The sequence below is a fragment of the Parafilimonas sp. genome (genome assembly GCF_051953455.1).
GTDB lineage: Bacteria > Bacteroidota > Bacteroidia > Chitinophagales > Chitinophagaceae > Parafilimonas.
In genome coordinates this window covers 135,415-155,189 of the sequence record NZ_JBQCIT010000063.1, presented here as the reverse complement: position 1 = coordinate 155,189, position 19,775 = coordinate 135,415, and the positions used below count along the sequence as shown (strand labels likewise).

The 19,775-nt window shown below is 38.8% G+C and carries 22 protein-coding genes; 12 read left to right on the top strand and 10 right to left on the bottom strand.

The features are described 5' to 3' along the window. Nucleotides 1-62: 62 nt before the first annotated feature. The 5 genes from ACTHN6_RS22195 to ACTHN6_RS22175 are packed head-to-tail and all read right to left on the bottom strand — an operon-like array spanning nucleotide 63 to nucleotide 3,731. Nucleotides 63-428, bottom strand: a complete 366-nt coding sequence (locus ACTHN6_RS22195) for a DUF4296 domain-containing protein (protein ID WP_440437979.1) — start codon at nucleotides 426-428, stop codon at nucleotides 63-65. Next, the gene (locus ACTHN6_RS22190; protein ID WP_440437978.1) at nucleotides 425-1,342 is read right to left on the bottom strand and encodes a DUF4835 family protein; all 918 of its coding nucleotides are present in this window, start codon (nucleotides 1,340-1,342) and stop codon (nucleotides 425-427) included. Before ACTHN6_RS22190 ends, ACTHN6_RS22195 begins: the two co-directional genes overlap by 4 nt. Beyond that, nucleotides 1,335-2,528: a bifunctional phosphopantothenoylcysteine decarboxylase/phosphopantothenate--cysteine ligase CoaBC gene (gene coaBC / locus ACTHN6_RS22185; RefSeq protein ID WP_440437977.1), complete on the bottom strand. Its 1,194-nt coding sequence runs from the start codon at nucleotides 2,526-2,528 to the stop codon at nucleotides 1,335-1,337. The genes ACTHN6_RS22190 and coaBC overlap by 8 nt, the downstream gene beginning before the upstream one ends. A 59-nt stretch (nucleotides 2,529-2,587) precedes the next feature. After that, complete coding sequence (locus tag ACTHN6_RS22180) at nucleotides 2,588-2,929, bottom strand: DNA-directed RNA polymerase subunit omega (RefSeq protein ID WP_090654752.1); 342 nt, start codon at nucleotides 2,927-2,929, stop codon at nucleotides 2,588-2,590. Continuing rightward, complete coding sequence (locus ACTHN6_RS22175; RefSeq protein WP_440437976.1) at nucleotides 2,898-3,731, bottom strand: outer membrane protein assembly factor BamD; 834 nt, start codon at nucleotides 3,729-3,731, stop codon at nucleotides 2,898-2,900. Before ACTHN6_RS22175 ends, ACTHN6_RS22180 begins: the two co-directional genes overlap by 32 nt. Nucleotides 3,732-3,885: 154 nt before the next feature. Between ACTHN6_RS22175 and ACTHN6_RS22170 the strand changes: the two genes are divergently transcribed. From ACTHN6_RS22170 to ACTHN6_RS22155, 4 genes are all read left to right on the top strand, one after another. Beyond that, entirely contained in the window at nucleotides 3,886-4,509 is a 624-nt protein-coding gene (locus ACTHN6_RS22170; RefSeq protein ID WP_440437975.1) for a LolA family protein, read from the top strand. 38 nt (nucleotides 4,510-4,547) lie between these two features. Then, entirely contained in the window at nucleotides 4,548-5,225 is a 678-nt protein-coding gene (gene cmk, locus ACTHN6_RS22165) for a (d)CMP kinase (RefSeq protein WP_440437974.1), read from the top strand. 27 nt (nucleotides 5,226-5,252) lie between these two features. Then, nucleotides 5,253-5,819, top strand: a complete 567-nt coding sequence (locus ACTHN6_RS22160) for a hypothetical protein (RefSeq protein WP_440437973.1) — start codon at nucleotides 5,253-5,255, stop codon at nucleotides 5,817-5,819. A gap of 220 nt (nucleotides 5,820-6,039) precedes the next feature. Continuing rightward, on the top strand, nucleotides 6,040-6,231 hold the full coding sequence (locus tag ACTHN6_RS22155; protein WP_440437972.1) for a hypothetical protein: 192 nt from the start codon (nucleotides 6,040-6,042) through the stop codon (nucleotides 6,229-6,231). Nucleotides 6,232-6,264: 33 nt separating this feature from the next. On the opposite strand, the gene ACTHN6_RS22150 is transcribed toward ACTHN6_RS22155, so the two are convergent. Both ACTHN6_RS22150 and guaA read right to left on the bottom strand, forming a co-directional pair. Then, nucleotides 6,265-7,440: an ABC transporter substrate-binding protein gene (locus tag ACTHN6_RS22150; protein ID WP_440437971.1), complete on the bottom strand. Its 1,176-nt coding sequence runs from the start codon at nucleotides 7,438-7,440 to the stop codon at nucleotides 6,265-6,267. 30 nt (nucleotides 7,441-7,470) lie between these two features. Then, nucleotides 7,471-9,006 carry a glutamine-hydrolyzing GMP synthase gene (gene guaA, locus ACTHN6_RS22145; protein WP_440437970.1) on the bottom strand — a complete coding sequence of 512 codons (1,536 nt, stop codon included), beginning with the start codon at nucleotides 9,004-9,006 and terminating at the stop codon, nucleotides 7,471-7,473. 130 nt (nucleotides 9,007-9,136) lie between these two features. Here guaA and ACTHN6_RS22140 point away from each other — a divergent pair, with 130 nt between their 5' ends. After that, nucleotides 9,137-9,856: a head GIN domain-containing protein gene (locus tag ACTHN6_RS22140; protein ID WP_440437969.1), complete on the top strand. Its 720-nt coding sequence runs from the start codon at nucleotides 9,137-9,139 to the stop codon at nucleotides 9,854-9,856. Nucleotides 9,857-9,897: 41 nt separating this feature from the next. Here the strand turns inward: ACTHN6_RS22140 and dusB are convergent, their stop codons facing one another. Next, the gene (gene dusB, locus ACTHN6_RS22135; protein WP_440437968.1) at nucleotides 9,898-10,932 is read right to left on the bottom strand and encodes a tRNA dihydrouridine synthase DusB; all 1,035 of its coding nucleotides are present in this window, start codon (nucleotides 10,930-10,932) and stop codon (nucleotides 9,898-9,900) included. Between the two features lie 30 nt (nucleotides 10,933-10,962). On the opposite strand from dusB, the gene ACTHN6_RS22130 reads away from it, so the two are divergent. Beyond that, nucleotides 10,963-11,952: a lysostaphin resistance A-like protein gene (locus ACTHN6_RS22130; protein WP_440437967.1), complete on the top strand. Its 990-nt coding sequence runs from the start codon at nucleotides 10,963-10,965 to the stop codon at nucleotides 11,950-11,952. Between the two features lie 8 nt (nucleotides 11,953-11,960). On the opposite strand, the gene ACTHN6_RS22125 is transcribed toward ACTHN6_RS22130, so the two are convergent. Both ACTHN6_RS22125 and ACTHN6_RS22120 read right to left on the bottom strand, forming a co-directional pair. Continuing rightward, a complete protein-coding gene (locus ACTHN6_RS22125; RefSeq protein ID WP_440437966.1) occupies nucleotides 11,961-13,571 on the bottom strand; it encodes a Na+/H+ antiporter in 1,611 nt (536 codons plus the stop codon). A 204-nt stretch (nucleotides 13,572-13,775) separates the two neighbouring features. Continuing rightward, nucleotides 13,776-14,108, bottom strand: a complete 333-nt coding sequence (locus tag ACTHN6_RS22120; RefSeq protein WP_440437965.1) for a hypothetical protein — start codon at nucleotides 14,106-14,108, stop codon at nucleotides 13,776-13,778. A gap of 414 nt (nucleotides 14,109-14,522) precedes the next feature. Between ACTHN6_RS22120 and ACTHN6_RS22115 the strand changes: the two genes are divergently transcribed. The 6 genes from ACTHN6_RS22115 (at nucleotide 14,523) to ACTHN6_RS22090 (ending at nucleotide 19,706) form a co-directional block, all read left to right on the top strand. Beyond that, a complete protein-coding gene (locus tag ACTHN6_RS22115; RefSeq protein ID WP_440437964.1) occupies nucleotides 14,523-15,251 on the top strand; it encodes a GNAT family N-acetyltransferase in 729 nt (242 codons plus the stop codon). A 115-nt stretch (nucleotides 15,252-15,366) separates the two neighbouring features. Further along, a complete protein-coding gene (gene argG, locus ACTHN6_RS22110; protein WP_440437963.1) occupies nucleotides 15,367-16,605 on the top strand; it encodes an argininosuccinate synthase in 1,239 nt (412 codons plus the stop codon). Nucleotides 16,606-16,668: 63 nt separating this feature from the next. Beyond that, nucleotides 16,669-17,031 (top strand): cupin domain-containing protein, encoded by a 363-nt coding sequence (locus tag ACTHN6_RS22105; protein WP_440437962.1) that lies wholly within the window; start codon nucleotides 16,669-16,671, stop codon nucleotides 17,029-17,031. Continuing rightward, entirely contained in the window at nucleotides 17,018-17,998 is a 981-nt protein-coding gene (gene argC / locus ACTHN6_RS22100) for an N-acetyl-gamma-glutamyl-phosphate reductase (RefSeq protein WP_440437961.1), read from the top strand. The genes ACTHN6_RS22105 and argC overlap by 14 nt, the downstream gene beginning before the upstream one ends. Before the next feature lie 185 nt (nucleotides 17,999-18,183). Further along, complete coding sequence (locus ACTHN6_RS22095) at nucleotides 18,184-18,501, top strand: four helix bundle protein (RefSeq protein WP_440437960.1); 318 nt, start codon at nucleotides 18,184-18,186, stop codon at nucleotides 18,499-18,501. Nucleotides 18,502-18,545: 44 nt separating this feature from the next. Beyond that, the gene (locus tag ACTHN6_RS22090) at nucleotides 18,546-19,706 is read left to right on the top strand and encodes an aspartate aminotransferase family protein (protein WP_440437959.1); all 1,161 of its coding nucleotides are present in this window, start codon (nucleotides 18,546-18,548) and stop codon (nucleotides 19,704-19,706) included. Nucleotides 19,707-19,775: the final 69 nt, after the last annotated feature.

The window sequence follows — 19,775 nt, the reverse complement described above, 5'->3', positions numbered from 1 at the left end:
AGAGACCGTATTAAAACGTTATAGGTTGCAATAAATTACTTAAAAAAATCCTAAAGCGGTTATTATTCTATCTTTTTATGAAGATCGCCTTTATAAAGGTCTCCACGTCTACGTTGTGAGTAAGCACTGATGGAATCAAATAATATTTTATTTAGTTCAGGATGCGTTTGATAATAATCGAAACTTTTAAAAAAATCATCTTTACTAATCTTATATAGCTGTAAAACCTGCGCCATATAAGCCGTATTGAATTGTTTAATCGAAGTATCTTTTTCTTTTTGTATGGTTGCATAATTACCGGCCTGGAGAAGGTCCCACATAACCAGTTTCATTTTGTCAACCGGCATTACATTTTCAGGAATTTTTTTATCCTCCGTACCACAGGCAATTAAACCAAGCATTAACATAACACAAAACAAATACTTCATTTTATTTCCTGTTTATACACACCTGCATTAGAAATATCAACCGACGCTAAAATTTGTGATGCCTGTGTGCGGCTTTGCGGATCGGCTTTTTTAAATATGCCTATATATTCCTGTGATTTTCCCTGCACTAAAAATTGTGCGATCATGGTGTTTGGATTTTGCTGGTTAAAATCCTGCAGTGATGATAAAGATTCCAGTATGCTTGCCCGTGCATTTTCTTCATCATCATACATTTTATCAAGGCCGTCGCGATAATAACTGTAAATAATATCGTGTATATTATTGTACTTGGTATTCACCATATTTTCTGAAAGCCAGTAACGGTTTCTTTGCCCGTCAAAAGGTTTCCATCCGCTTATGCCCTTTGCTTCGGGTGCATTGCTTACAATATTCTGCGCTTTTAAAAAAAAGGGATCGCCGGCTTTTGGTGAAAAGGAATCGTAATCAAAACCCAGTATCATATATGCATAATAAGCAAAGATGGCTGTGAGGTTGGCGCTTAATGCATCCGTACCCTGCACCCTGTTTTCATTAAAATTGAGTTGCTGGTATTGAACATATTTAAACTGTATATCTGCATCCTGGTAATTAACCAACGCTGTTTGATAAGAAGAATTAAATACCGGCCTCGCTGCCTGAATAGCCAGGCTGGCATTATAAACATTATCGGCATCAGCACTTTTTATGGTAAGAATAAAATTGCATTTTATTTTTTCCTGTGGCTGATATACATCCGAAGTCCATTTGCGGCTGTTCATAAAATTAGTGAGCTGGTTTTGCAAAGTGGTAAATACGGATTTATCAACCGATGTGCCCACCTGCTGCGCCAGCACAACCACTTTAGCCTGAAGTTCCTGGGCTTTAAGCAAAGTGCCCGTTATGCACATTAATAAGATCAATAAAAATTTACGCATGCATTTTTTTAATAAGGAGGTCAACAATTTTACCGGCAATTTCTTTCTTTGATGCAAGCTCCATTTCAACATTCTCGCCACCGGCTAAAAAAACGGATACTTTATTAGTATCAAACCCAAAGCCTGCATTCGCATCTTTTAAAGAATTTAAAACAATCATGTCTGCATTTTTCTTTTTCAGCTTGTCAAGTGCATGTTGTTTTTCATTGTTTGTTTCCAATGCAAAACCCACCAAAAACTGATTCTTTTTCCGGGCGCCTAATGTTGCCAGGATATCGTTCGTTTTAGCCAGTTCAAGCTGCAGGCTACTATCTGCTTTCTTTATTTTTTCTGATGCAACTGCTGTCGGTTTATAATCGGCAACAGCCGCCGCCATTATTTCAATATCCATTTCATCATGCAACTGCAAACAGGTATTATACATTTCTTCGGCTGTATTTACATGCACCACATTAATGCCTTTATATTTTGTTTGCTGATGAACAGGGCCACTTACCACGGTAACACCGGCGCCCTTTTCATATAAATCTTCAGCCAACGCAAAACCCATTTTACCAGATGAATGGTTACCTATAAAACGCACAGGATCGAGCGGTTCGTATGTGGGGCCAGCCGTTACAAGCGCCTTTTTGCCTTTCAATATATCCTGCCTGAAAAACTTTTCTTTCAAAAACAATATAATCTTTTCCGGTTCAGCCATGCGGCCTTCGCCAATTAATCCGCTGGCAAGTTCCCCGGATTCCACATCAATTAAAATATTCCCATATTCTTTTAATGCAGCCATATTTTTTTGGGTAGAAGGATGATGCCACATGTCTTCATCCATTGCCGGTGCCACTGCCACAGGACAGGTTGATGAAAGATATACGGCAAGCAGTAAATTATCACATTGCCCATGCGCCATTTTTGCAAGCGTATTACAACTTAATGGTGCTATCAGCATTACATCGGCCCAGCGGCCAAGCATTACATGATTAGCCCAGCTATCTTCATTAAAAATATCAATCAGTACTTTATTATGGGTAAGCGTTGAAAGCACAAGCGGCGAAACAAAATCTTTTGCTGCCGGCGTCATTAACACTTTAACTTCTGCGCCTTCTTTTACAAGCAGGCGTGCCAGCAGAATGGATTTATAAGCTGCAATACTTGCGCTTATCCCTAATAAAATTTTTTTTCCTTTAAGCATGTTTCTTAATAAAAAATCCCCCGATGTACCGGGGGATTAAAAGTACGACTTACAGGCTGTTAACGGAAAAGGTCGTCGTCATTCTTCCTGTAATAAATTTTTTCATCGAGGAATTCCTGTGTTGCAAGAATAGCAGGATTAGGCATTTTTTCATAAGCCTTTGAAATTTCTATCTGCTCCTTGTTTTCATGAATCTCTTCAAGGCTATCTGTATGGCTTGCAAATTCTTCCAGCTTATTATGTAATTCTTCTTTAATAGCAATATTTATCTGATTAGCCCTTTTAGCAATGATGGCAATAGACTCATAAAGATTGCCTGTTCTTGATTTAATATCAAACAGGCTCTTTGTTTCAACTGTATTCAGCGTATTAGCGCCGAGTTGTCTCCTTAGTTTGCTCATTATTTCGTGTTTGAAGTTTTTTTAAATTATTTTCTGCCTCTGTTTTATAGTTAACGGCGTCTTCAAGCAATTTGCTCTGCGGAAAACGCTGTTCAAAATCGTTTACATCTGCCACCACCTTCCGGTACCTTTCTTCCTGCTTGTCAACCACACTCATCTCCGCATATTTATAATATGATCTGATGGAGTTTAATGCATAACTGTCGCTGCTTTCGGAATCCGGATAATCATCCATTAAAACAGAAAAGGCAACGCCGGCTGCTTTAAAATATCCCAGGTCGTAATAAAGCTTGGCATTACTAAATTCTTTTAATTCAAGTTTTGCCCTGCATTTATCAATGATATCGTTTGCTTCAGCAACTTTTTTTGAATCCGGGTGCGTATTAATAAAAGCCTGCAGCAGCGCCATTGTTTTTATCGTATTTGTCTGATCAAGCTCATATTTTGGCGATTGTTTATAATAAGCCATACAGCGCATAAATTCCGTTTCTTCCACCTTGGCGCTGTTTGGAAAGTTTTCGCCATAGGTTTTAAAAAGATTCTCCGCATTCATGTAATCTTTCTGATAGTAGGCTGTATAAGCATATTTATAGTAAATATCTTCAAACCGCGGATCGCCTTTATATAAAGGCAAAAGATCGCTGTAAAGCTGTTGCGCTTTAGTGTAATCCTGCTTCACATAATATTGTTCGGCCATTTTAAGCTTGTACTCTTTATCCTTGCTTTTTATAACCTTACCAAACTTGGAGGCGCAGGAAGAAAGCAGCAATAAGCTTAATAAAATGCCAGGTAAAAATTTCATAAAACGTGCAAAGATAGTTTTTTCGGGCAAATTAGGCATCTGTTATTCAGTTTTAGCCAATATATCAGTTAATAAAAAGAAAAATAAGGCAAATCAGGGCGATTAAATCTTCCCGGCTAAACTATTGAAGCGCTTCCATGTCGAAATTTGTATTATGAAGAAACTTTTTCTTGTATTGTTTACGTTTTCGTTTTGCGCAGCATTTTCCCAAAATAATAATTCTGCAGAAAACATCCTGGATAAATCTTCGGCTAAAATAAAGTCTGCCAAAGGCATAAATGTTAGCTTCTCTTTAACACAAAAAGATAAACAAAACCAGGTGGTTTCAAATTCTAAAGGCAGTATGAAAATGAAGGGTGATAAATATTATATTAACCAGGATGGTAGCGAAATTTATTGTAATGGCTTGCAGATATGGAATTTCGACGGCCGGGATGAAGTTACTGTTGCCAAAGTTGATAAAGATGATAATGAATTTTCGCCACAGCAAATTTTAACCGGTTTCAATAAAAAAGATTTTAATATCAGGCTGGTTTCTTCAGCAGGAAATAATTACGAGGTACTATTAACACCACTGGACAAACGGCAGAACTTTAAAGAGATTACACTTTATATAAATAAATCCACCAGCCTTATATCCAAAGCATCAGTCGTTAGCAAAATGAATGAGACTATTGAAATTAATTTCAGCAGCATTGCATTAAATGCTTCGTTTGACGACAGCCAGTTTGTATTTGATGCAAAAAAACACCCCGGCATAGATATTATTAATAATTAAGCTGATTTTTCGTTGCAGTTTTTTTGCAGCTTTGCCGGATGAATAAAATTATCATTGCTATTGATGGCTATTCTTCCTGTGGCAAAAGCACGCTGGCCAAACAACTGGCTAAAGAGCTGCATTACATTTATGCCGACAGCGGCGCTATGTACAGGGCTATTACACTATACTTTTTACGCAATGAAATTCAACATACCAATTTAAATAAAGTAAAAGAGGCTTTAAAAAACATAAACCTGGAATTCGTTTTTGATATAGATGCAGGCCAAAGCATTTTATTCATGAATGATGAGAATATTGAATTGCCCATTCGTGATATGATAATCAGCGAAAAGGTGAGTGAGGTGGCGGCAATAAAAGAAGTGCGGGAATTTGCAGTGGCGCAGCAGCAGCGAATGGGTTATAATAAAGGTATTGTAATGGATGGGCGGGATATTGGTACAACCGTTTTTCCGCATGCTGAATTGAAAATTTTTATGACTGCAGATATTGCTGTTCGCGTTGAAAGAAGGTTTAAGGAATTATTTGCCGTAAACCCCGCCATTACAATTGAAGAAGTAAAACAAAACCTTGAAATGCGGGATTATATTGACAGCAACCGGGAAATAAGCCCGTTAAGAAAAGCTGAGGATGCGGTTGTTTTAGACAACAGCGAACTTACAATGGCACAGCAATTGAAAATAGCTTTGCAATGGGCCAGGGAAAAATTGATTTAGTATAAAAGATGGATGAGGATTTACAATATGCATGAGATAGAACCATTTTATAACTGGAGACATATATATACCTCGGAGGAAGACCCGAAATCGCCCTTTTACGGGCGTATGTACAGTGAATTTGAATATTCCCAAACGGTTTATAATTATTACATACATCCGCAATGGGATGAGTTTGGCAGCCGCACCTTATACCTGAAAATAATTTATGCAGATTATGAATTGGGCTATGCCATTATTGAAATGATTGGTGAATGGAATGATGCTATTGAAAATGATATAATGACATTAAAACGGGATGTGATTGATGTGATGATGGGCAACGGCATAAATAAGTTCATTCTCATTACAGAAAACGTTTTGAATTTTCATAGCGGCGATAGGGATTATTACCAGGAATGGGCGGAAGAAAATGAAGATTCCGGCGGATGGGTAGTTGCATTAAACATGAGTGAACCTGCCCAGTATGATTTTCACAGGAAAAAAATTGACCATTATATCGAACTGATAGAACTGCTTGAATGGCGTGTTTATAAGCCCTACCACCTGTTTAAAAAGGTTGACAATTTACTGCATAACAGGCTGCCCGGCTAAACCTGCAACTCATTATACAAGTACTTACATAATTTATATAACCACTTATATATTATCATTTTCTTCACGAATTAATGGCTATTTATACCAATAAAGTGCGTATATTTGCAGCGCCAACATAAAAATTAAATTTTATATGTTGGTAAGCATAAAATCAATGCTTTTTAGCTCTTTCGCATTGCCTGCTATATAGAAAGATTTTTTGACAAAATGAACAATTATGAAACACGAAACAGACAATTCGAAAGTGTATCTTGACCATGAAGAACTAAACACACTTGTATCACAGGTACAAGAAACAGTAGCAACCGGAATTAACAACGAAGTTAAAAATACATTCAGTGCTGCTGATCTCTGGAACATTCAAAGAATGAAAACAAGAATACAAAGAAGAAGAACATTATGGAATTAAAAAAAGAGGCGGTTTAAACCGCCTCTTTTTTTATCAGTTAATGGTAATGCGTCCATTAATTATCTTTATATAGTATAGCTTTTTGTTTTCAAGATAATCGGGTAAAAAAGATGTTTGAGTTAACCGAACAGGTTCAAAATTATAATCGTTTGAAACCCTGTATTCATTCCGGGAAACATTATTAATAAAAGAAGCCGGGTTTGCAAGCAGGAGCTTTACAAAATGATATATGGTTTCATATCCCTTATAAACCATATCGCTTGGTTTTGAATAGTACGCACGCATATAATTTGCCGAGATACTATCTATAAAAGCGCCGCCCCGCACATAGTTATAAGGCGTGGTTATCACAATTTGAATTTTATCAGATGCCAGGCCTGTTGTTCCATCCATACCATTCCAGGTGGGCATACCGGCTACAGTACTTGAATAAGTTTCTCCATTATCGTTCAGCACTTTTATAAGCGCCTGCCCAAAACCTTCGTATAAACTTCCGCAAAGAATAATATTTTGCGTTGTACTATCTAAATGGCTTAATACATCGGCGGCAGAAAAATTGTCCCGTAAAATAACCGTAGAAAAATTCAGTGTCCGTCTTGTATTCAGCGTCTTAAATTCTTCAGCAATCCTGTCTTCCAGTGAACCGCGGCGTGTAAAAAAAACAATCTTTTTTCCGCGGTAATTACCGGCGAGATAATTATATACCGCCTGTATATGTGTTTTCCAGGTTGGGTTTACCATTATAAAAAACGGGTTGTTTTCAAGGTAAATATCGTTGGGGAATGTTGCTGAGATCACCGGTATGCTGTTCTTTGCGGAGAACGAAGTAAGCGCCCTCTGTTCTGTTGAATTGGAAATAGAAGCAACTATAAGCGAAAAATTCATAGGCTGCATTTGCACAATAAGCTGTTCTATAGACTGGCTGGCTTTATGCGTATCATAAATCCACACTTCAATGTTGGCATTCTCTTTTTGCAAGGAATCAATAGCCATCATTACACCGCTGTAAAAATCAAGGCCCGATAAAAAATACTGGGATATTCTTACGTTGCTCAATTTGTATTCATAACCGTTAAAAGCAGAATCAAGATTTAAAGGCAATAATATTGCAACACGCAAAGGCGCCTGCACTGTATCTGCTGCTTTTGAAATACCGGTTATAAAAACGAAAAGCAGGGCAGGAAGAATTTTTTTAATAGCTGAATGCATAGATCGTAATCGCAAAATCAAATTTAATGCCTATTCCCACTCAATGGTGGCAGGCGGTTTACTGCTTATATCATATACAACACGGTTTATACCGCGAACGCCGTTTATAATTTCGTTTGATACATGGGCGAGAAAATCATAAGGCAAATGCGCCCAGTCTGCCGTCATTCCATCAACTGAAGTCACTGCCCGCAATGCCACGGTATATTCATACGTACGCTCATCGCCCATAACGCCAACACTCTTTACCGGCAATAATATAGCGGCAGCCTGCCATACTTTATTGTACAGGTTATATTCTTTTAACGACTTGATAAAAATATCATCCGCCTGCTGCAGCAGTTTAACTTTCTCTTCAGTTATATCGCTTAGTATTCTTATGGCAAGGCCGGGGCCGGGAAAAGGATGGCGGTTAATCATGTCTGGCGGAATGCCCAACTCAAGCCCTACTTTTCTTACTTCATCTTTAAACAAAAAGCGTAATGGCTCAACCAAAGAGAGATGCATTTTCTCCGGCAGGCCGCCAACATTATGATGCGATTTTATAGTTACAGAAGGCCCATGCACACTTATGCTTTCAATTACATCAGGATATATAGTCCCCTGTCCTAAAAATTTTGCTTCCGGGATTTTTGCGGCCTCTTGCTGGAACACATCAATAAATAATTTGCCGATGGCCTTTCTTTTTGCTTCGGGATCGGTTTTATCTTTTAAGGCGTCATAAAACTGTTGTTTCGCATCAATACCCGTTACATTCAGCCCGATATTATTATACGTTTCAAGCACGTTTTCAAACTCATCTTTCCGTAACACGCCATTGTCAACAAAAATACCATGCAGCCTTTCACCAATTGCTTTGCTGATAAGGGTTGCAGCCACCGTGCTATCAACACCGCCGCTCAAAGCCATAATTACATGTGCATCGCCAATTTGCTTTTTTAAAGCATCCACTGTTTCCTGTATGAATGATGCCGGCGTCCAGTCCTGTTTGCAGCCGCAGATATTTACGAGAAAATTTTTTATAATTTTTTTACCCTCGGTAGAATGATAAACTTCGGCGTGAAACTGTATGCCATATAAAGGATGATTTTCATTCGCATTTCTGAAAGCCGCAACGGGAATGCTCGCTGTTGTCGCCAGCAGTTCAAACCCTTCAGGCAGTTGTGTAATGGTATCACTGTGGCTCATCCAAACCTGTGAATCATCCTGCACATTGGCAAGCAGCACATCATCTTCAATCTGCTTATGCAGCTTTGCCCTTCCATATTCGCGCTTGTTAGATTTTTCCACTTTACCGCCATATTCCTTTGCAGTAAGCTGTGCCCCATAACAAACACCAAGTACCGGTACTTTCGTTACAAAAGAAGGAATATTAACTACCGGTGCATTTGCATCGTTCACGCTAAAAGGCGAACCGCTTAAAATAATGCCCTTAATGGTTTCTTCAATTGTAAAAAGTTTATTAAAAGGAAGTATTTCGCAGTAAACATTGGCTTCTCTTACCGCACGGGCAATTAATTGTGTGTATTGGCTGCCAAAGTCGAGAATTAAAATCTTTTCAGTCATAAGAATGCGCGAAGATAGCCGATTTTAAAAGATGCCGGCGGCAGGTTTGTAATCCATTGTACCTTTTATAAAATGTATAGCACTATTTTTTATTATGTGCTTATTTTAGCGGCATGAAAAAATTTTATCTATGAAAATATACCTTATACTATTTGCAGCTATTACTGTATTTGCATCCTGTTATAACCCGTTTAATAAAACCGTAAAGGGCAATGGCAATATTAAAACCGAGGAAAGAACCGTTCAAACCTTCGATGAAATAAAATGTTCGGGCAGCTACAATGTTGAGCTCACGCAGGGCAATGCGTCAGCCGTAAAAATTGAAACCGACGAGAACCTGCTGCCTTATATTGAAACAAAAGTAAACGGTGATGAACTGGTGATTCGCACAGAGGATGATGTGAATATACGCTCATCCGATAAGATAAAAGTATATATAACAACCAATAAGCTTGAAGGATTCAAGTTAAGCGGCAGCGGGGATGTTAAAACCACTAATAAATTTACAGGCAGCGATCATCTTGATCTTGATATTGCAGGCAGCGGCAATATACATTTTGATGTAAACACGCCAACTATAAGCTCGTCCATTTCCGGCAGCGGGGATATTTATTTAAGCGGCGAAACAAAAGATTCCAGGATTGATATTGCGGGAAGCGGCAACTATCATGCAGATGATTTAAAATCAGAGAATGCTTCTATAAAAATTGCGGGAAGCGGCGACGCCTGGTTATTTGTAGATAACCAGCTCGATATAAATATTGCAGGCATTGGCAACGTTTATTACAGGGGTAATGCAATGGTAAATCAGAAGATCGCCGGTACCGGGAAAATCGAGAAGCAGGATTAATGCTTTTTCAAAGTATATCACAAGAAATATTTTGAATGATATTAACCACAGCTATACGCCAGCTCATTCATATTTATTTTTCGCGGCTGTAATTCGATACCGGCGTAAGCTTTATTAATCTCATCCAATAAAGAAAAGATAGCTTCAGGCTCTTTTAGTGTTACCAGTTTTGTTCTGTATTCTTTAATATTGGGAAGACCTTTCAAATAATTGCCATAATGCCTGCGCATTTCAAGTATGCCGAGCGTTTGCCCTTTCCATTCAATGCTTTTCTGCAAATGTTTTTTTATAACACCAACACGTTGTTCAATGGTTGGCGCCGGTAAATGTTTGCCTGTTTGCAGGTAATATTTTATTTCATTAAAAATCCAGGGATAGCCAATGGCTGCGCGGCCGATCATAATGCCATCCACGCCATAACGGTTTTTATATTCCAGCGCTTTTTCAGGCGAATCAATATCGCCGTTCCCAAAAATGGGAATATGTATGCGCGGGTTGTTTTTTACTTCAGCAATCAATCGCCAGTCGGCTTCGCCTTTATATAACTGGCTGCGCGTTCTTCCATGAATGGATAAAGCTTTTATACCAACATCCTGCAGGCGTTCCGCCACTTCAACAATATTCTTACTTTCTTCATCCCAACCCAATCGTGTTTTAACGGTAACGGGCAGTGCTGTTGAATTAACACAGGCTTTTGTTAGCCGCTCCATCAGATCAATATCTTTTAAAACGGCAGCGCCGGCACCCTTGCTCACCACTTTTTTTACAGGACAGCCAAAATTTATATCCAGCAGGTCAGGATTTACTGCATCAACAATTTTGGCGCTCATGGCCATTGCTTCTTCATCGCCGCCAAAAATTTGTATGCCGATGGGTTTTTCGTAATCAAACACATCAAGCTTTTGCCTGCTTTTTATGGCATCGCGAATTAAGCCTTCGCTGGAAATAAATTCAGTGTACATTAAATCAGCGCCATTGTCTTTGCACACAGCGCGAAAAGGCGGGTCGCTCACATCTTCCATTGGCGCCAGCAGCAAAGGAAAATCAGGTAATGTTATATTGCCGATTGAAATCATTAATACCGGTTCTTGTAAATAATTGGAGCCGTGTCGTGCTGCTCCTATAAATTTGAAGCAACAAAATTAAGCTATAGAAATTTTATGTTTGATTATGATGCCCAACGCCCACGATATAACCCGTGGTCTCAGCTTTCAATCTTATTATTGCTTTGCGGTTTTGGGCTCATTGCCGGAAGCGTAGTAAGTTTTCTCATTGCCGATGCTGTTTTACATGTGCCTCTGCAGCAACTGCCCGATGCTTTAAAGAATGCAAAAAATGCAAACCTTTCAAGGCTTATGCAATTTGTAAGCACATTTTTCTTTATGGCGCTGCCTGCCTTCATTTTTGCAAGGATAATAAACAAACAGCCTTTTAAATATATTGGATTTAATGGCGCTATCAGCGGTAAGCAGGTTTTTTTTATTGTGGGTATTATGTTCATGGGGTTGTATGTGAGTGAAATGCTGGGCACAGTAAACGAGGTGATCCCCATTTCCAAAACGGCTGAAGATTATTTTAAAGCGCTGGAAAATGAATATAACCAGGAAATGATGGCAATAGCCAGCATGAAATCTGTGCAGGATTATCTCGTATCGCTTGTAATGATTGCCTTGCTGCCTGCCATTTTTGAAGAGATGTTATTCCGGGGGGCGCTTCAGCCGGTTATGATCAATCTTTCAAAAAATGTTTTTATTGGTATTTTTCTCACCAGCTTTTTGTTTAGCGCTATTCATATATCCTATTATGGTTTTTTGCCAAGGCTTGCTTTAGGGTTAATGATTGGTTATGTGTTCTATCTCAGTAAAAATTTATGGCTGTCATCTATAACCCATTTTTTGTATAATGCTTTTGGCGTGTCGCAGATGTACGTTTTAAGCATGCGGGGGCAATTAACGCCGGAAGCTATGAACGCCAATAATACACCTTTAATATATGGCCTGCTTGCGGCCGTATCTGTAATCATCATATTTCGCTATTTTAAGAAAGAAAGTGAAGTGGTTATTTCAATGTATAACTTTCATAAAAAGAAATTTTAAAAGATGGCTCAGCCATAATAATCTGAGTCATAAATTTCAAGTTTAAGCCTTGTTTCCTCAAGGTCTAATTCGCGTTCAATTTTGCGTAAAATTTCTTCGCTGGCACCTCCTTTTTTGTGCATCTGCTGAATGGTTTGGCGTTCCACTTTAAGCAGGTCAATCTGCAGTTGTGAATATTCATTAAAAACATTTCCGGCCAGCATTTTACCCTTACCAAAATAATTGGCAGGCAAATCTGTTTTCTGCAAACGGTTATATTTCACTTCATACTTGCTTTTAATATTATCGAGCAAATCTTCCTGCACCAGCGATAAATTATCTTCTATATAACTGATGGCAGTTTTTACAACAGTATTGCGCACATCGTATTCTTCGGCGACTAACGAATAGGGTTCAATCTTCAGCTTCCGCACAATCCATTTTAAACTGCCGCCCAGCAATAAAAGTGTAATAAGAATTACGCAGAACGACAGGTAAATAATAAGCTCCCTGTTTTTAAAATTTTCACCGCTTGCCAGTATTACCGGCAAGCCCAATGCCGCAGCCATTGATACCACACCACGCATGCCGGCCCATCCGAATATTACCATATTGCGGGGATCAAACGGCTCGTTTTCGCGTATGCGTTTGCTTAATATTCCGGGCATTAAAGCGGCGGGAATAACCCAAATGAACCTTACCAGTATTACAACGGCGCTTATAATAATCGCAGAAAGGGCAAGCGTTTGCCAGGGATAATCGTTTATACCTTTTATCACATCACGCAACTGCAAACCAATGAGAATAAATACCAATGCATTTAAAATAAAAATAACCGCCTGCCATACAGAGTAAGCCATTATCCGGCTTTCATTGCTGAATATTTCAGCGGAACGGAAAGAAAGGTAAAGCCCCGTAGTTACAACTGCCAATACACCCGAAACTTCAAAATGTTCTGCTATTAAATAAGATGCGAAAGGCGTAAGAAAAGAAAGGGTAACTTCTAATACAGGATCACAAAAAAACTTTTTATGAATGAGGTAAATAATATAAGCGATAAAAAGGCCTATAGCTATGCCGCATCCGGATACCCATAGAAAATTTAATCCTGCTTTCCATAATACAAATTCCGTAGTTACAGCCGCCAGCGCATATTTATAAGCTATCAGGCCACTGGCATCATTCACCAGGCTTTCGCCTTCAAGTATGGCGGTTATACGCGGCTGCAGGCCAAGGCCTTTTGTAACAGAGGTTGCTGCTACAGCATCTGGTGGGGATACAATAGCGCCCAGCAGGAAGGCCTCAGGCCATGAAAGATTTTCAATGAGTTCATGGGCAGCCCAGGCAACTGCCGACGTTGTAAAAAAAACCAGGCCGATAGCGGCAAGGCTTATCGGCCGTATAGCCGCTTTAAAATCGCGCCAGCTTGTATTCCAGGCTGCACTATACAATAATGGCGGCAGGAAAACAAAGAATACAACATTGGGCTTTAAAGATATAACCGGTAAACCCGGAATAAGGCTTATCAAAATACCGGATAATACGAGCGCTATGGGTAAAGGAAAATTAAATTTCTTGCTAAGCACACCTAAAAACGTAACACCAAATAGTAAAATAATTATGACATCAACATTTTCCATGTTTTAAAAATAACAATCTTGCTGAATTATTTAGAGATGGCCAATAGATTTGAACTAATGAAAGTTTAAAGGAGCATTTATAAACCCAATAGTTTAACCAGGTTCAGGATAGGATTAATTTGTGACCGCCTTTCGAAGGCGCATTCAAAATCATTTGGTTTAATCCGAATTAACGACACGACTGAGCAATTTCCGGAAATTACTTTACAGGCTTTTAAGTTCGCTTAAAGTTTTATCGCCAAGTGCCAATATAATTTCGGCATCCCTGCAGCAGTAAAGTGTTTTTTCTTCTTCTTTTGACACTTCCATAAACAAAGACGGGCTTTTACTGAATAATATCTGCAGCGTAATTATGTTATCGAGAAAAGCAAAAAAAGGGGAAGGCATGGTGGCATAATATACTGTTCCGCCGGGTTTAATTGTATTGGAAGCGAGAAACAGATTGCCATTTTTGTTTTCAAAAAGCTCAATGTAAATAAGCGGTGTATCAATTAATTTTTTCACAGGTATAAGATCTTTTCGTTCGGCTATTAGCATGGTTTCGGTTTCAAGCAAAACTATTTTTCACATTATTAAATCCCTGTGTCAAATGACACAAAAGACTTTAGTGTAAGTAGTAAACCTCGGGCAACAAGCTAACAACCATTAGCGTAAGCTCATTTATTCTACAAAAAATTTAACGCGTTTATATTTTAAACATTACTAATTTTACGCCCTCAAAAAATATTGGTTCACAATTTTATATTGAACTAACGTTGAAAAAGAACACAACACATAACAACATACATGTTTCTCATCATATCATGATGAGTGTTGGTTTATTGCCGAACCCGTTTTGCTTCCGCCTTGTGCGACGACCGAGAATTTGATATCCCCCCGCCACATGCAGCCTTGCAGTCGTGTAAAACAGTTACACGTAAACAACATCATTTTTATAATAAGCAAATCAAAGTGGAACAAAATCAAAATATTATAGTACGTATAGCCAATAGTGGAGATGCAGACTACGCAGAAACCATTACCAACGAAATGGAAGCAAGCGCCCAGGCAAGAGGTACCGGCATTGCTAAGCGCAGCCCGCAATACATTATTTTAAAAATGATAGAAGGCAAGGCGGTTATTGCATTTACAAAAGATGGCACCTGGGTTGGCTTTTGTTATATTGAAGAATGGAGTCATGGCGAGTTTGTTGCCAACAGCGGGCTTATCGTATCACCGGCTTTCAGAAAAACCGGCGTTGCAAAACAGATAAAGAAAAAAATATTCAAGCTCTCAAGACAGAAATACCCGAAAGCAAAAATATTTGGGTTAACCACCGGCCTTGCTGTAATGAAGATAAACAGCGACCTCGGTTACGAACCTGTTACTTACAGTGAACTCACACAGGACGAAACATTCTGGGCCGGCTGTAAAAGCTGCGTTAACTACGATATCCTTATGATGAAAGAACGCAAGAATTGCATGTGCACTGCTATGTTATACGATCCTGCCGATCATTACGAGCCGCAGGAAACCAAAGAACATTTTAAGGAAAAAAGCGAAGTGTATGCAAGGCTTTTGCGCAGGAAGAAAAACCGTTTTCTGAAAGCCTTTCAAAAAAAAGATAAGCAAAAGCCTGAAGTAAAAGAACAAAAAAAGCGACGTTCGCTTGTTTCCATGTTCTCCATAATTTTTTCATGAGAACTTTTTTGGCCACCGGCTTCAGCATAAGCATTAAGCACGGTTGTGTCACTCCCTTGTACAGTATATCATTATTCAGCATAATTTATAAAGCAAAACATATTCCAACAGCCTGATGTCATTAACTACCAATAATCAACAACCTAACAACTCCGCTTTAGTGGATAGCAGCGCCATTGTTCTCGGTTTTTCCGGCGGCCTCGATACTTCTTTTTGTGTAAAATATTTAGGAGAAGATAAAGGGTACGATGTGCACAGCATTATCGTAAACACGGGCGGCTTCAGCGAAGATGAATTAAAGAAAATAGAAGAACACGCTTATAAACTTGGCGTAAAAACACACACAACAATTGATGCCGTAAAAGGTTATTATGACCGCATTATCAAATACCTCGTTTTTGGAAATGTATTAAAAAATAATACCTACCCTTTAAGCGTAAGCGCAGAAAGGTTAGTACAGGCATTACACATTGCAGACCATGTGAAAGCTATGGGTGCAAAAGCAGTTGCGCATGGCAGCACCGGCGCCGGCAACGACCAGGTGCGTTTTGATATGGTGTTTCATATAATGATACCAGGAGTTGAAATTATAACCCCAATACGTGATTTAAAACTCAGCCGTGAAGAAGAGATTGAATACCTGAAAAACAAAGGCGTTGACATGAATTTTGAAAAAGCGGCCTATTCAATCAACAAAGGCTTATGGGGCACCAGCGTTGGCGGAAAAGAAACCTTAAAAAGTAAAGGCATTTTACCCGAAGAAGCCTGGCCAACGCAGGTATCAAAACACGATAGTGAAGAAGTAAAATTGCATTTTGAAAAAGGTGAGCTCACCGCCGTGAATGATAAAACGTTTAACCATCCTTCAGAAGCTATTCAATATTTGCAAACTATTGCAGGCGCTTATGGCATTGGCCGCGATATACATGTGGGTGATACAATCATTGGTATAAAAGGCCGTGTGGGTTTTGAAGCTGCTGCGCCAATGGTAATTTTAAAAGCGCATCACGCATTGGAAAAACATGTACTTACCAAATGGCAGTTGAGCTGGAAAGACAACATCGCTAATTTCTACGGCAACTGGCTGCATGAAGGACAAATTCTTGACCCTGTGATGCGTGACATAGAAGCCTTCCTGCAAAGCTCGCAACAAAATGTAACGGGCGATGTATTTGTGCAATTAATGCCTTACCGTTTTCAAATCATTGGTATAGAAAGTGAGCACGATTTAATGAACAGCAAGTTTGGCAAATATGGTGAAATGAATACAGGCTTTACCGGTGAAGATGTTCGTGGCTTCAGTAAAATTTTTGGTAACCAAACAGCGATGTACCATTTTTTAAATAAGGCGTAAGGGTTAGAGTATAAGGGTTAAGGCTTTACGCCCTTTACCTTATACCTTCTGCCTAAAATTATCATGCAGGTTCTTAATAAACATACTGCTTTGCATCATTATAAATGGGGAAATGATTGTGACGGATGGATTTTTGTTGACACAGATGCATTATCTGTAAAACAGGAATTAATGCCGGCGAATACTGCAGAAAGTTTACATTATCATAAAAATGCACAGCAGTTCTTTTTTATATTGAAAGGAAATGCAACATTTGAGGTGGAAGGGCAAATTTTTTCAGTAAAAGAAAATGAAGGCTTTCATATTCCGGCTGGCAAAAAGCATCGCATTGTAAATAATGCAAATACTGATCTTGAATTTATATTAAGCACTCAGCCTTCAACTAATAACGATAGATTTAATTGTTTTGAACATGAAGAAAATTAATATTGGTATTATAGGTGGCGCTGGTTATACAGGCGGCGAATTGATCCGGTTATTAATCAATCATCCAAATACTGATATCCGTTTTATTCATAGTAAAAGCAATGCAGGCAATCCTGTTTTTAAAGTGCACCAGGATTTAATTGGCGAAACAGAATTGAAGTTTACCGATACTTTAAGCGATGATATCGATGCACTTTTCTTATGTCTTGGTCATGGCGATTCAAAAAAGTTTTTATCAGAAAATGAAATTGCTGATAGCATTAAAATAATTGACCTCGCCAACGATTTTCGTCTTGCCCAAAGCTCAAAGCTTAAGGCACGCAGTTTTGTTTATGGTTTACCTGAATTAAACAAAGAGCAAATTAAGACAGCGCATAATATAGCCAATCCCGGTTGTTTTGCATCGGCCATTCAGTTGGGCTTACTGCCGTTGGCAAAAGCAGGTTTGTTAGATGATATTTATACCACAGGCATTACGGGTTCAACAGGTGCGGGACAAAGCTTAAGCGCCACATCACATTTTAGCTGGCGTGCAAATAATATACAGGCATATAAAACATTAACGCATCAGCATTTGGGTGAGATCATGCAGTCGCTCACGCATTTACAGTCGAGCCGGGATCTGCAACTATCATTTGTGCCCTGGCGCGGCGATTTTACAAGGGGTATTTTTATTAGTTCAACGGTGCATTGCGAAGCATCGCAGGAAGAACTGAAAATTTTATATAAAGATTTTTACAAAGGCAACCCATTCACTATTGTTAGCGATGAGCCTATCTTTTTAAAACAAATTGTAAATACCAATAAATGTTTGATACAATTAGAAAAAGTTGGCAGCAAATTAGTGGTGCATAGTGCGCTTGATAATTTATTAAAAGGTGCCAGTGGACAGGCCGTTCAAAATATGAATTTGATGTTTGGGTTGAATGAAACAACGGGGCTGAAACTAAAAGCGAATTACTTTTAGAAGGATTAAGGTGGAAGGTTTTCTTGCCTTACGCTTTAAACCTCAACTTTTAAAAAAGGATTAAGGTTTAGGATTTAGGAGGTATAAGGATTTGCTTACCTTACACTTTTTCCTCACACCTTGAACCTCATAAACATGAGAGACTACAAAAATTAGATATCTGGAAAAAAGCTCACAGTCTTTATATGTATGTGAAAAAAAATATAACGCCTAAGCTTCCTAAGGAAGAGCGATATGAATTAACGTCGCAGTTAGGGAGAGCGACACTTTCAATTGCTTTAAATATTGTTGAAGGATGCGGGAGATATACAGATAAAGATTTCACACATTTCCTTGATAATTCCTTGGGATCAACGAACGAAACAGATTATTGCTGTTATGCAGCATTTGAATTAAATTATATATCAGAAGAAGAATACCATATTGTAAATAAGCAGGTAAATGAAGTAAGGGCCATGCTTATATCATTCATAAAATTTTTAAGAAATGAAAAATTAGTGTAGCGGAGGCGCCTTACACCTTCTGCCTTACACCTTCTACCTCAGTTATGAAAATGTTTGATGTTTATCCTTTAAACGACATTACTATTACCAAAGCACAAGGTTCTTATGTGTGGGATGAAAATGGCGTTCAGTATCTTGATTTGTATGGCGGCCACGCAGTAATCAGCATTGGCCACACACACCCGCATTGGGTTCAGCGAATTGAAGACCAACTGGAAAAAATTGCCTTCTATTCTAACTCTGTGCATATTCCCATTCAACAGGAGCTGGCCGATAAATTGGGCAAGGTAAGCGGCAAGGAAGAGTACCAACTATTTCTTGTAAACAGCGGCGCAGAAGCCAATGAAAATGCATTAAAGCTTGCATCATTTCACACAGGCAAAAAAAAGATTGTTGCTTTTAATAAAGCTTTTCATGGCAGAACATCATTAGCCGTTGCTGCCACAGACAATAAGAACATTGTAGCACCGGTAAATGAAACGGGCAATATTGATTTTCTTCCATTCAATGATGAAGCTGCATTGAAAGAATATTTTCAAACCAACGGTGGCAAAGTTGCTGCGGTTATTGTGGAGGCCATACAAGGCGTTGGCGGCATAAACGTTGCCAGCGAAAGTTTTTTGCAGCTCATAAGAAGATTATGTGATGCCAATGATGCTTTATTTATTGCTGATGAAGTGCAGTGTGGTTACGGCAGAAGCGGAAAATTCTTTGCATTGGATCACGCTGGTGTAAATGCAGATATCTATACCATGGCAAAAGGCATGGGCAATGGCTTTCCGGTTGGCGGCATTTTAATTGCACCTTATATTAAACCAAAGCACGGCTTGCTGGGCACCACGTTTGGCGGTAACCAACTGGCTTGTGCTGCAGCGCTGGCTGTACTCGAAGTAATTGAAAGGGATAATTTGATTGAAATGACCAAGCAACGCGGCATGTATCTCATCAACAAATTAAAAAGTATTGATGGAATTGATAATGTTCGCGGCAAAGGTTTAATGATTGGTTTTGATGTGCCGGAAGATATTAAAGACCTGCGCAAAAAATTATTAAACGATTATTTCATTTTTACCGGCGAGGCAAAGCCAAACGTTATTCGTTTATTGCCTGCATTGAATATTACACGCAAACAGGTAGATGAATTTTTGGATACTTTAAATGAAGCTATTGCTGAAATGAAAGCTGTTGAAGCGCATGCTGAATAGGCCTGTCCAAATATTAAACATTAAAAATTTGAACCACGGGCCACAAAGTACTTAGTGAAGCTTTGTGTT

Coding starts and splice junctions, on each gene's coding strand:
- ACTHN6_RS22120 (WP_440437965.1), bottom strand. CDS start 14,108: ATGCTAATAGCCGAACGAAAAGATCTTATACCTGTGAAAAAATTAATT.
- argC (WP_440437961.1), top strand. CDS start 17,018: ATGAAGAAAATTAATATTGGTATTATAGGTGGCGCTGGTTATACAGGC.
- cmk (WP_440437974.1), top strand. CDS start 4,548: ATGAATAAAATTATCATTGCTATTGATGGCTATTCTTCCTGTGGCAAA.
- ACTHN6_RS22175 (WP_440437976.1), bottom strand. CDS start 3,731: ATGAAATTTTTACCTGGCATTTTATTAAGCTTATTGCTGCTTTCTTCC.
- dusB (WP_440437968.1), bottom strand. CDS start 10,932: ATGATTTCAATCGGCAATATAACATTACCTGATTTTCCTTTGCTGCTG.
- argG (WP_440437963.1), top strand. CDS start 15,367: ATGTCATTAACTACCAATAATCAACAACCTAACAACTCCGCTTTAGTG.
- ACTHN6_RS22125 (WP_440437966.1), bottom strand. CDS start 13,571: ATGGAAAATGTTGATGTCATAATTATTTTACTATTTGGTGTTACGTTT.
- ACTHN6_RS22195 (WP_440437979.1), bottom strand. CDS start 428: ATGAAGTATTTGTTTTGTGTTATGTTAATGCTTGGTTTAATTGCCTGT.
- ACTHN6_RS22180 (WP_090654752.1), bottom strand. CDS start 2,929: ATGAGCAAACTAAGGAGACAACTCGGCGCTAATACGCTGAATACAGTT.
- ACTHN6_RS22160 (WP_440437973.1), top strand. CDS start 5,253: ATGCATGAGATAGAACCATTTTATAACTGGAGACATATATATACCTCG.
- guaA (WP_440437970.1), bottom strand. CDS start 9,006: ATGACTGAAAAGATTTTAATTCTCGACTTTGGCAGCCAATACACACAA.
- ACTHN6_RS22190 (WP_440437978.1), bottom strand. CDS start 1,342: ATGCGTAAATTTTTATTGATCTTATTAATGTGCATAACGGGCACTTTG.
- coaBC (WP_440437977.1), bottom strand. CDS start 2,528: ATGCTTAAAGGAAAAAAAATTTTATTAGGGATAAGCGCAAGTATTGCA.
- ACTHN6_RS22105 (WP_440437962.1), top strand. CDS start 16,669: ATGCAGGTTCTTAATAAACATACTGCTTTGCATCATTATAAATGGGGA.
- ACTHN6_RS22095 (WP_440437960.1), top strand. CDS start 18,184: ATGTATGTGAAAAAAAATATAACGCCTAAGCTTCCTAAGGAAGAGCGA.
- ACTHN6_RS22150 (WP_440437971.1), bottom strand. CDS start 7,440: ATGCATTCAGCTATTAAAAAAATTCTTCCTGCCCTGCTTTTCGTTTTT.
- ACTHN6_RS22170 (WP_440437975.1), top strand. CDS start 3,886: ATGAAGAAACTTTTTCTTGTATTGTTTACGTTTTCGTTTTGCGCAGCA.
- ACTHN6_RS22155 (WP_440437972.1), top strand. CDS start 6,040: ATGAAACACGAAACAGACAATTCGAAAGTGTATCTTGACCATGAAGAA.
- ACTHN6_RS22140 (WP_440437969.1), top strand. CDS start 9,137: ATGAAAATATACCTTATACTATTTGCAGCTATTACTGTATTTGCATCC.
- ACTHN6_RS22090 (WP_440437959.1), top strand. CDS start 18,546: ATGAAAATGTTTGATGTTTATCCTTTAAACGACATTACTATTACCAAA.